The sequence below is a fragment of the Corallococcus carmarthensis genome (assembly GCF_003611695.1).
Classification (GTDB): domain Bacteria; phylum Myxococcota; class Myxococcia; order Myxococcales; family Myxococcaceae; genus Corallococcus; species Corallococcus carmarthensis.
Genome location: NZ_RAWE01000004.1, coordinates 29,264 through 41,282, shown reverse-complemented (window position 1 = coordinate 41,282; position 12,019 = coordinate 29,264). Strand labels below are relative to the sequence as shown.

Below are 12,019 nucleotides of genomic sequence, written 5' to 3'. Positions count from 1 at the left end.
GGGTTCAGGAGCGGGCTGAAGCTCCTGCTCGACAAGGCATTCGATGCAGGTCCGAGCAGCCTCTTCCGAATGCCCATCGCGCGCGGGCTTTCTCTCAGCCCCGGCAGGCACTGCGGTGTCCTGGATTTTCACGACCGCCCCCCGGCGTGGTTCGCCGCGAGACTAATGCCAAACACCCTGTCGTGAAAACCCACCCTGCCACGGAGAACCGCGCCGCTCCGGACCGTGCCGAGCCGGGCCGCGCGGTTCCCGTTGCTTCAACAGCGACTACTTGAAGTTCGCGTTCACGAAGTCCCAGTTCACGAGGCTGGTGATGAAGGTCTCGATGAACTTGGGGCGCGCGTTGCGGTAGTCGATGTAGTAGGCGTGCTCCCAGACGTCGATGGTGAGCAGCGCCTTCTTGCCGTGCTTCATCGGCAGGTCCGCGTTGGACGTCTTCATGATGGCCAGCTTGCTGCCGTCCTTCACCAGCCACGCCCAGCCAGAGCCGAACTGCGTGGCGGCGGCGTCGGAGAACTGCCTCTTGAACTCGTCGTAGGAGCCGAAGTCGCGGTTGATGGCCTCCGCGATCTCACCCGTCGGCTTGCCACCGCCGCTCGGCTTCATGCAGTTCCAGAAGAAGGTGTGGTTCCACACCTGGGCCGCGTTGTTGAACACGGGGCCGTCGCTGCTGAGGATGACCTCCTCCAGCGACTTGGCGGCCTCGGGCTTGCCCGCGGTCAGCTCGTTCAGCTTGTTCACGTACGTCGCGTGGTGCTTGTCGTGGTGGAACTCCAGCGTCTCCGCGCTCATGTGAGGGGCCAGCGCGTCCTTCTTGTACGGAAGCTCGGGCAGCGTGAAGGGCATCGGGTACGTCCTTTCTGGGTTCAGTGAGGTGCTGCTGTTCGTTCGCTACTTCGGGGCGGGCCCTGGCTCCGGGTGCGCCGTCAGCGCGCGATACGCCCGGTTCCAGTAGAGCAACGGTTCTCCGTCCACTCCCCGCTGGATGCGCTCCACGCGGCCCACCAGCAACAGGTGATCGCCGTAACGGTGCACATCCAACAGAGCGCACGCCAGACCCACCAGGCTGTCCTGCACGAAGGACTCTTCGTCGAACACCAGGCCTTCGGCCTCCCCCTTCGCGCAGCGGATCGACACGTCGCGTTGGGTGGTGGACAACACACTCACACTGAAGCGACGGGCAGCCTCCACACGCTTGAGCGTGCGGGAGGACTGCTGCAGCGCCAGGACGATCAGCGGAGGTGTCAGGGAGAGGGAACTGAAGGAGCTGACCGTCGTCGCCGCGACCCCGTCCGCATCACGGACGGAGACCACCGCCACCCCGCTCGCCCACCGGGACATCGCCTCCCGGAACTCCAGGGCCGATACCCCTTCAGTACCACTCTGAGTCATGTGCCGGTCTCTACCACCCGCCCCGCCACCGGGTCAGCACTTCCTCCAATCCATTGGCGGAATACCAACGCAGTGGCACCTGCCCTCCGGGGCCCTCGATGGCCTGCTCCACCCACCCTCCCTATGCTGGCCGGCTGGAGGCGCCCATGGATCCGTTGTGGGGGGAGACGCTGAGGCGTCTGGATGCGCTGCTCGTCCAAGTGTGTGACCTGGAGGAGGCCCGCGCGTCGAAGCTCCGGGGGGAGCAGGAGAGTGGCTGGGATGCAGTGCGCACCACCGTGCGCCCCTCCACCGCGGAACTCGCCTTCAGCACCGCGCTCGCGGAGACGCCGCTGCTGGGGGCTTCGCCTCCCCTTCCCTTCGCCCGGCTGCGGGCTTCGCTGCGCGTGGACCCCGTGGAGGAGGAGGCACTGCTGCTGCTGCTCGCGACGTACCTGGAGCCGCGCTACCCGCGCCTGTTCGCCGTGCTTCAGGACGAGACCGCGCAGGGCTGGAACGTGGAGCGGTTGCTCCTCACCGTCCTGGGCCGCACGCCCGCTCGCGCGCAGTGCTTGCTGGCGTCGCTGACCGACAGCGGGCTGCTCGTGGGGGGTGGATTGTTGCAGACGGGCTCCGGTGCCTTTCCTCCCATGCTCCGGCCCGTGGACCTGGCTCCCGAAGTCCGTGAGGCCCTGCTGGAGTTGCCCCGTCCCTCCGTGCTGGGGGACCTGCCGCTGGAGTGGCATGGCGTTGAGTCCCTGCCCTCTGGCGGCCGTGCATCCCCGGGCTCCTTCGCCGTCGTGCATGGCGAAGGTGAACGGCTGGGTGTGGCGTTGGGGCTCGCCGCCGAGGCGGGGATGCCGCTGGTCGTCGCCCGGTGGGCGGGGGCTCCGGAGCCGGTCTCCATGGCGCGGGCCCTGTGGCGCCTGGCGTCCGTGCGCGGCGCCTTGCTGGCCGTGGACATGTCCGGCTGCGAGCGGGGGCTGGCGCTCTCCGTCACGGAGACGCTGTCTGGCCTGTGTCAGCGCTTCGGAGGACGCGGTCTGGTGCTCGCGGACTCCGCGCAGCCTGTCGCCGTGCCACACCACGAGGCCCCGGCGCCAGGCTTCGTCCAGCGGCGGACCCTGTGGCTGGAGGAGGCCCAATCCCGGAGTCTGTCATTGACGGCGGCGGACGCGGGTCGGCTGGCGTCTGGCTTTCGAGGCGGGCTCCAGGAGATCCGCCGCGTATTCGATTCGGCTCCAGGCTGCGATGCGGACGCGCTTCGTGCCGCTGCCTCGCGGCTCGTCCAGGTGCCGCTGCGCCATGGCTACCGGCTGGAGGCATCCCGGACGTTCGCGGACCTCGTGGTGCGTGACACCACTCGCGAAGCCCTGGAGCGACTGTTGTTCTACGTGGCCCAGCGCGACCGAGTCGCCGAGGAGCGGGGCCTGTCACGCCGCTTCCGGTTGAACACGGGCCCGGTGGCCCTGTTCTCCGGACGCTCCGGCACCGGGAAGACGCTGGCCGCGGAGGTCATCGCGCATGCGGTGGGCCGGCCGCTGTACGTCGTCGACCTGTCGCGGCTCGTCAGCAAGTACGTGGGCGAGACCGAGAAGAACATCGACGAGGTGCTGTCCCAGGGCGAGCGCGCTGGCGCCGTGCTGTTCTTCGACGAGGCGGACTCGCTGTTCTCCGCGCGCACGGAGGTCAGCAACGCCAATGATCGCTTCGCCAACCTGGAGGTCGGCTTCCTCCTCCAGCGCATCGAGCGCCACGACGGCTTGATCATCCTCGCCACCAACCTCCAGACCGCCATCGACGAAGCGTTCCTGCGCCGCTTCCACGCGCGCATCGAGTTCCCCTTCCCCGAGGTCGAGGAGCGACGCCGCATCTGGGAGCTGATGCTTCCGGAGGGTGTGCCACGCGCGGAGACGCTCGACCTGGCGGGCCTTGCCCAGCGGCACCGGCTGGCGGGCGGCGACATCCGCAACGCCGCCCTCAAGGCCATCTTCCTCGCGGAACAGGCCGGGGCGCCGTTGGCCCAGGAACATCTGGAGCGCGCGGTCGCGCTGGAGCTGTACGAGCTGGGCCGGCTCTCACGGCGTCCAGAAGCGGATGCTCCCTCGGACGCGGGGACACGCCTGCGCCGCGTGGCGGAGGTGTTCCAGGAGGCACTGGACTCGCAGTTGAGACAACACTTCCTCAAGGAGATCCACATCCTCCACGGCTCTCCCACCCGGGAGGCGCTCGCGGGGAAGCGGCCCGCCGTGTCGCTCGCGCTCTACCGGCTGGCCGTCACCCAGAACGGTGCCCTGCGGCTGGGGCTCATCGTCTCCGCGTGGTCCAACCGAGCGGAGGAGGAACATGAGCTGCTCGGCGTGCTCCATGGGCTGCTCACACGTGGCCTTCCGCACGAGTTGGATGGCCGCAAGCTCACACCTCGCGTCCAGGAGAGTTACGACTTCGACCTGCTCCACCGCTTCTGGAGCAGTCATGGACATCCCATCCGGGCCTCCCTGGTTCTGGACGTGGAGATGACCTAGCGTCCTTTTCACAGATGGTGCGGGGGGGAACCGTGCGCATCCGTGATCAGGGCTCGAAGGCCTCAGCCAAGGCCACGATCCGGAAGAACTCCGGGCGCACTCCCTCGTCCTCCGCGACCCTTCCCCGTGCGCCAGGAGTCGTACCCCGGGGCCCTTCTTCGTCCAATCCCGCACGCGAGCTGGCGGCCCGGCTCGCGTCGCTGAAGGGTGCGAGCCCTGCCCTCCACGGGCCCGTGCTTCGCGATGCGGCACACGACCAGGAGCGCCGCTGGAGCGACCCTGCGTGGCGGACGCTGGGCGGGCCCCGCTCCCATCTCTTCGACCCGTGCCCCGTGCACCCACCCGAGGTCGCACTGCTCTCCACGCCCGGTGCCGTGGAGGCGGAGCTGGGCATCCACGGGCTCGCGCCGCAACCGAACACCGGGCTCGCGCAGGCGGCGGGCGCGTCCCAGCCCGCGACCCTCGCGCAGCAGGAAGAGGATGCCCGGCGGCGTGCGGCGGCGCGCATGGCGGTCCTGCCCCCAGGCTCCGCCGAACAGCTCGGAGACACCGCCGCGCGGCTGGCGGAAGCGCGCGCTTTTGACCTCACGCCCGCCGTGATCCCCATGGAGAGCGGGCTGGGGGGCAGCACGTCACCCACTCCCGAGTGGATTCAAGACACCCCCATCGATGCGCCCAGCGCGGGCGGCGAAGCAGCCACGCCGGATCAAACACCCGAGCCCGCCGCCATCCCCGCGGGGACGGCCCCCGGCGGCATGGACGACGCCGCGCGCATCGACACCCTCGTGTCCGCGCTGTCGGGCCAGGGCGACGTCCCCATCGTCATCCGCCCGGCCTCCAGTGGCATGGGGCCCGGAGCCTCCGCCGCGCAGCCTCCTCCCATCCAGACGGATGCCACGGTCGATGCGGGACATCCCGAGGAACACCCTCCGGTGCCCGTGCCTCCGGGGGCGATGGAATGGCAGAAGCAGCTGGCCACGGCTCACGCGCAGGGCGTCCAGGGCATCAAGCGGGGCCTCGAAACAGCACCGGATCCAACGGGCGCCATCACGGTGGAGCCGCCCTCTCCGCTTCCTGCTCCGCCTGCCGCTCCCGCCGTGGAAGCGCCGGTCTCCACGGGCCCCATCCCCGCCCCTCCGGCGACGAGCCCGGAGGCGGATCCGGTCGCCGCATGGAAGGGCCGCATCGCCAGCACCACGGCGAAGGTCCCGGAGCCCCACCTTCCTCCCGCGCCCCGCTACACGTTCAAGATCACCCAGGCCGCCGTGGATCCCAACGCGGTCCGCGCCGCGCGCCTCAAGCAACTGGAGGACGAGGGCAAGAAGGCCATCACCCCCGCGCAGCAACCGAAGGACCTGCCGGCCATCCCGGACGATCCCACCGGCAAGGCGTCCTCGCTGGTGGATGCGAAGTGCGAGCGGAAGCTGGAGGTCCGCACCGCCAAGCTCCCCGACCTGCGGAAGAGCCCGTTGGGACACGTGCCGGAGATTGGCGCACAGCTCATGCGCGACGACGGCGGGCACATGCTCATCAAGGGACCGCTCGGCGACATCGTCTACAAGCCCGGCGGCCCCAAGCCCACCGACCCGGAGAAGCTCAAGGACTGGACGCTCCTCCAGAAGAAGATCACCGCCGCGGCCGACAAGCAGAAGAAGGCCAAGGTCCAGCCCAAGGAGCCCGCGAAGGGCATCACCGTCCTCGAACAGGCCGCGCCCGCGCCCATCAACGTCCCCGACTTCGCGCGCGTGGACATTGGCGACGTGCTGGCACGGCTGCTCGCCGCTCCGGACAAGTACGCGGATGCCTCCGTCCAGAAGGCCCGCGAGGCCTACGTCCCGGGCGGCCTGGACGCGTCCTGGGGCGTCGCGCTCATCGCCGCTGAGCGCCCCCTCTTCGCCGCCGAGCTCCAGCGCGTCGCGGACGCCGCGCAGCTCAAGAAGGAGGACCTGGACGCGAAGGTGGAGGCCCGCCGCAAGCAACTGGTGGACTCGCACACCGCCACCACCGGCACGCTCAGCAAGGCCCACGAGGACGCGAAGAAGAGCCTGGAGGAGAGTGGCAAGACATTCGCCGACTCCCTGTCGCGCATGCGGGCCTCGCTCGACGCGCAGTCCGAGGCGAAGGCCGCCGCCATCAAGGGCGGCGTCGACCTGACCGAGGCCCGCCGCAAGCGCGATGCCCTCATCGCCGCCGTCGACACCAAGGTGAGCAACTGGGTCGTCCGGTACGACCAGAACGGCAAGCGCTTCAAGGAAGCCTTCGCGAAGGCCGCGAGCGACCAGATGCGCGCCTACGAGCTGGCCGCGCTCCAGGACGAATGGGAGCTCAAGAAGGACGCCGGCGATGATCCGGTGAAGCTCAAGGCCGCCACGGAGGCGTACCGCCCCACCAAGAAGTGGCTGGACGACCGCCGCAAGGAGATTGGCGATGTCGTCGCGAAGGCGAAGCGCGACATCGACCAGGGCGTGGAGCGCTACCAGCAGGAGCTGCGCGACGCCGGCAAGGAGGCCCGGGAGGTCATCCGCGACTGGCACGCGAAGCAGATCGGCTACGAGCGCGGCTTCTGGGACCGGCTGCTCGGGTGGATCATCGACTGGCTGGCCGCCGCCCACGACGAGAGCCGCGCGTGGGAGGCCGCGCGCGCGGCGGAGAACAAGACGTCGCTGGATAAGAACATGCTCTTCCTCGCGGAGGTGCGCCTGCGCCAGGGCGAGGAGCTGGACGCGGAGTCCATCAAGGGCAACAGCGCCCTCAGCGAGGAGCAGAAGGCCATCCTGCTCTCCTACTACGGCAAGGGCGGCAAGGACCCCGTGCAGGCGCTCGCGGAGGGCCTGGCCGTGCGCATCACCGGCCAGCGCAAGAAGCCGCTCCTGGAGGCCCTGGAGAAGGAGCTGCTCGCCTCCACCGACCTGGAGCGTCTGAAGACCGTCGTCGACCAGCAGGAGCCCCTCTTCAGCAACCGCGCGCGCAACATCAGCCTGAAGGTCTGGGAGGGCGTGGACCAGTGGGGCACGGACGAGAAGAAGATCTTCGACGCGCTCGCCAACCTCAATCCGTTGCAGGGCCACTACATCGAGCTCCTCTACAAGAGCGAGCACAACGAGGACCTGCGCGAGCGGCTCAAGAGCGAGCTGGACGACTTCTTCAGCACGACCACGCACGACTGGGACAAGGCCGAAGCGCTGCTCTCCGGCAACGCCTCCAAGGCCGCCGCCGTGGAGCTGAACGACGCCATGGAGGGCACCTTCTTCGGCCTCGGCTGGGGCACGGATGAGGACGCCATCCTCACCCTGCTGCGCGGCAAGACGCCGGAGCAGATCGAAGCCATCAAGAAGGCCTATCAGGCGAAGTACGGCAAGGAGCTCGTCGCCCAGATGGACGACGAGCTGCGCAGCGGCGCGCTCAAGACCCACGACGTGGACGAGATGCACGCCCTGGTGGAGGGCCGCACCGAGGACGCGCGCGCCATCGAGATGGACCGCGCCATGCGCGGGGGGTGGTTCTTCGGCCTGGGCACCGACCGCAAGGCCATGGAGGGCGTCTACGACCGAATCCGCAAGGAGACGGAGGCCGACGCGCAGCAGTACGGCTGGGACTCCAAGACGTTCCGCGCGGAGCTGCTCAAGCGCAACCAGGCCATCGACGCGTCCTACGAGAAGCAATACGGCACGGACTGGACCGAGCGCACCGCCGGGGAGAGCGCGCTCAGCGCCGCGTTCCACGACGAGATGCAGGGCGCCGACCTCAAGCTCATCGAGGGCCTGCGCGACGACAAGGGGCTCCAGGTGGATGCGGCGCGCATCCGCATCGAGCACACCAGCGTCTTCTACGCGGACGACAAGGTCATCCGCGACGCCATGTCCGCGGAGGGCAAGCGGCAGATCGCCGACGCGCGCCGCGATGGCTACCTGGACATCCAGGAGCGGTTGGACATCGAGCGCACGCTGGACGAGGCGAAGGTCAAGCCCGCCAGCGAAGGCCCCCTCACGGAGGAGGACCGCCGCAAGGGCCGCATCAGCGAGGTGGAGTTCCTGGACAAGTGGAGCCCGGAGAAGGTCCAGGCCCGCATCGCGAAGGAACGCAAGGAGGTGGACGGCAAGGCGAAGGCCCAGGCCCAGGCCGACGCCCAGGCGAACATGAAGGCGCTGGCGGCCGAGTACGACAGCGCCTACGTGGAGGGCACGCACCTTCAGGCGACCTTCGAGCAGGCCGTCCTGATGGACACGTCCGGCGCGGACCGGGACGCCGTCGCTTCACTCCTGAAGAAGGGCTACCTCACCGACGCCGAAATCGTTCAGTACGCCGTGCAGGGCGTGGGCACGGACGAGGACGCGCTCAAGGAGGTCTTCGCCGGGAAGACAAAGGCGGAGATCCAGGCCATGGCCGAGGAATGGGCCAAGGACCACCCCGCCGACCCTGGCGACACGCGCACGCCCTTCGAGCGCTTCCGCGCGCGCATCGACGAGGAGCTGAGCGGGCGCGAGGCCTTCGACATCCTGGACATGGTGGACTACGGCGAGCCCGTCACGCCCCGCGAGAAGGCGGACCGGGCCTGGCGCCGCGTGCACTTCGAGGCGCGCTCCACCAACGGCATGGCGTCCTCGGAGTACCAGCTGGTGCTGGACCAGGCGTCCGCGCTGGATGCCGAGGTGTCCGCCCTGGAGCTGCACGAGCGGATGCGCCCCAAGCCCGGGGACAAGAACTACACCGCCGACGGGCTGCGCAAGTGGCAGGACGACTGGGAGAAGAAGGCCGAGCGCGTGACGATCCAGGCGGACCACGCCGACGAGTCGGTGAAGATGCACCGCGAGCAGGTGGACTTCGTCACCGACCGGCTGGTGACGGTCCTCTCCGCGGTGGTGATGGCGGTGGTGGTCATCATCGGCGTCATCGTCAGCATCTTCGCTCCGCCCGTGGGCGCGGGGTTCTGGGCGGCCTTCGGCGCATTCATGGCCAGCACGCCGGTGTTGGTGGGCATGGCGGTGGCGACGGCCGCGGTGACGATGCTGACCAAGGCCGCCCTGAAGGGCAGCGCCTACGGCTGGGAGGAGGCCGCCACCGACGCGGGCGTTGGCGCCGTGGACGCCCTCGCCTCCGCCGCGACCGCGGGCATGGGCACGAAGCTGCTCAAGCTGGGGTTCCTGGCGCGCATGGCGGAGGAAGGCGGCGTGCTGGCGCGCATGACGGCGCACGGCCTGGCCCAGGGCGCGGAAGGCCTGGTGCAGACCGTGCCCTCCGCGTTCCTGGGCAACGTCCTCAACGACGAGAACTACAAGGGCGGCAACGCGCTCTTCAACGTGCTGGCCGGCACCGCGATGCAGGCCGCTCCGGGCGCGGTGATGTCCGGGGGCCTTGGCGCGCTGGGTGGCATCTCCAAGCCCCACGTGCCGCCGCGCACCCAGGACCTGCTGAACTTCCGGGGCACGCCCAAGGAGCGGCTGACCCTCTTCAAGAAGTGGAAGGCGGAGAACCCCGCCGGGAACATGAAGGAGTTCCTGCGCGAGTTCGACGACGGCCTGCTCAAGCAGCTGTCGGGCGACTTCGACCGGAAGCAGCTCCAGCGCGCGATGCGCATGGAGCTGCTGGAGCACATCCCGCCCGCGCAGCGAAAGGCGTTCGCGAACACGCCCATCGAGCTGCTCTCCGAGGCGGACTTCGAGGCGCTCACCGGCAGCAAGTCCGCCCAGGCCGTCACGATGTTCCGGCGCGGCAAGCCCACCATCCTCGTCAAGGCGGGCGCGGACCTGTCGGAGCTGGGCGAGGAAGGCCTGCACCTGCTCCAGCGCCACGACAAGGCCACGCGCGAGCTGGTCCGGTCGCTGGACGAAACGGCCCTGCGGCACTGGGACAAGCTGCCCATCGAGAAGCAGTTCGAGCTCTACCGCAAGAAGCTGCGCCTGGAGATGGCTGCGCAGGAGTCGCTGCTGGCCTCGCTGGAGGGCAAGCGCGGCGTGTCCATGGATCCGGCGGTGGCCACCCGCCGCATCGAGCAGGGCGAGAAGACGCTGGCGAACCTGCGCCAACGGATGAAGGAGGTGGATGCCTTCACGCCGGTGGAGATGGCGGAGTTTGGCCAGGGCGTGCGCTCGAAGCCGCAGTACCTGAACGAACCGCCGCGGCTGTTCAGCAAGAAGGAGCTGCCCGTCCCTCCACCGGCTCCGGAGGGAAAGCCACTGGAGGTGGAGGGACCCAAGCAACTGGAGCTGGAGTTCCCCGCGGCAAAGCCGCCGGAGGTGGTGGTCCCGGAGACGAAGCCACCCGCGGTGGAGGCGCCCAAGCCGACCGGCGAACCCAAGGGGTCCAAGGGGAACCTGGCCGAGGGCGACTGGCCGCAGACGTCCCACGTCCATCCGAACGAGGACGTGGGCCCGTACTCGCTCCAGCGGCCCGATCTGGATGACCCGAAGATCGGCTTGATCGAGCGCACTCCGCTGACGGAGGCGCAGCTCAAGCGCACCACCCAGAAGCTGGAGCCGGGGGAGACGCTGGCCCAGGTGGGGCCGGCCTGGGAGGAGCTGAAGTTCGTCAAGAAGCGCCGCGTGTACGAGCGGCGCTACTACCGCCTCGTCGAGAAGACCGACGCGAACGGAGAGAAGCACCTCTTCGAGGAGATCCTCTCCGCCCGCTCGGGAAACCGCTGGGAGACGCGCGGAGACTTCCTCCGGCGGGAGGGCAACGAGCTGGAGAAGGGCGCCTCCCTCCGGTTGACCGAGGAGAACCTGGGCGACCGGCTGGGGCCGGGCAAGGAGTTCCAGCGCGTCACCTTCAAGCCCAAGGGGGAGCAGGACAGCGGCTTCGACGAGCTGCTCTTCCAGTTCGACGATGGCGTCAACCCCACCAAGGCGGACATCCACATCGTGGAGGTCAAGGGGGGCAAGGACGAGCCCCGGTTCCGCAAGTTCACCTCCACCGGCGAGAACCTGCCCCGCAACTTCGAACTGCTGCGCGAGGCGCTGGACAACGAAGCCTGGACGCAAGCCCACAAGCTGGGGCCAGAGCACATCGCGGCGGTCAAGGCCGCGCTGGATGAGTGGCGCGTGAGAATCGAGCTGCGCGTCGGGCCCAAGACGAAGATGCCCCCCCAGGCGCTGGCCAATCGCGTCGAGCGGGTGGCGAGTGCCTGGCGCGAGCTGGATCTGCTCACGCAGCACCTGCCGCCGGGCGCAGAGGACCTGGCGCTCGTCAAGCAGCTCCAGAAGGACCTGAAGGCGGCCCTCAAGACGAAGAACGTCGACATCGCGGAGGCGGCGCTCAAGAAGGTCGAGGCCGCCGTGAACGGCGCGGAACCCGGTGCCGGACTCTTCGCGAAGCATGGGCTCGAACCCGGTCCCCGCCCTCCCCTGGTGCGCGGTCTGGATCCCAACGAGGTCGCGGGCACCATCGTCCGGATCGACGAGCGGTTCATGCCCCCTCCGCCCGTCGAGCCCGCCACGGTGGAGAACGTGCTGGACGCCGTCACGGGGCTGGACGAAACCAAACGGGTCCGCACCCGGGCGCCGGGCGGCCGGGTGCAGGGATGGGGAGGCTTCGACATCACCGAGTCCCTCCAATGGAAGACACGGAAGTTCCAGGCCTTCGAGCGCGCGCAGTTGCGCGACATCCGGGACCGGCTCGTCCAGATTCCTGAACTCGACCCGCGGCGCTTCAACGCGCTGCCCCCCTTGGAAAAGGAGCTGGCGCTGCGCGAGGCGGCGGAGGCCACCTTCGAGGCGCTGGGCATCCCGAAGTCACGGCGGCCGGACGTCCTCTTCAAGCGCCTGCGCGGAGACTATGGCTACATGAGCTGGAACTTCCGGCGCCTCAAGGGCGGACGGCTGAAGCCGTACCGGAAGCGGGGCCAGCTGGTCATCGCGAAGGGGCTGACGGTGGGCGAAGCGGTGGGCACCATCGTCCATGAGAGCCGGCACTACTATCAGGCCTATCAGGCGTATCAGCAGTCGCTCGGGCGGCGCAGTGCGCATCCGCTCTCGGCGCTGTGGGCGGGCAACCTTCCTGGCTCCGGCGGCGCGTACCACATCGCGGGCCCGCGCTACTATTCACAACCCATCGAGGTGGACGCGGAGACCTTCGGCCGCCGTCTCATCGATCTGCTCCCGGGGCGGTGGCCCCCATGAGGAAGAGAA

The 12,019-nt window shown here is 69.2% G+C and carries 4 protein-coding genes; 2 read left to right on the top strand and 2 right to left on the bottom strand.

Annotated features, from left to right (window positions below; genetic code table 11):
• Positions 1 to 267 precede the first annotated feature (267 nt).
• Together D7X32_RS02020 and D7X32_RS02015 are read right to left on the bottom strand one after the other, a co-directional pair.
• Positions 268 to 846: a superoxide dismutase gene (locus D7X32_RS02020; RefSeq protein ID WP_120600793.1), complete on the bottom strand. Its 579-nt coding sequence runs from the start codon at positions 844 to 846 to the stop codon at positions 268 to 270.
• Positions 847 to 891: 45 nt separating this feature from the next.
• Entirely contained in the window at positions 892 to 1,392 is a 501-nt protein-coding gene (locus tag D7X32_RS02015; RefSeq protein WP_120600792.1) for a flavin reductase family protein, read from the bottom strand.
• A 146-nt stretch (positions 1,393 to 1,538) separates the two neighbouring features.
• Here D7X32_RS02015 and D7X32_RS02010 point away from each other — a divergent pair, with 146 nt between their 5' ends.
• Positions 1,539 to 3,896: an AAA family ATPase gene (locus D7X32_RS02010; protein WP_120600791.1), complete on the top strand. Its 2,358-nt coding sequence runs from the start codon at positions 1,539 to 1,541 to the stop codon at positions 3,894 to 3,896.
• Positions 3,897 to 4,228: 332 nt separating this feature from the next.
• The gene (locus D7X32_RS02005; RefSeq protein ID WP_147449986.1) at positions 4,229 to 12,010 is read left to right on the top strand and encodes a hypothetical protein; all 7,782 of its coding nucleotides are present in this window, start codon (positions 4,229 to 4,231) and stop codon (positions 12,008 to 12,010) included.
• Positions 12,011 to 12,019: the final 9 nt, after the last annotated feature.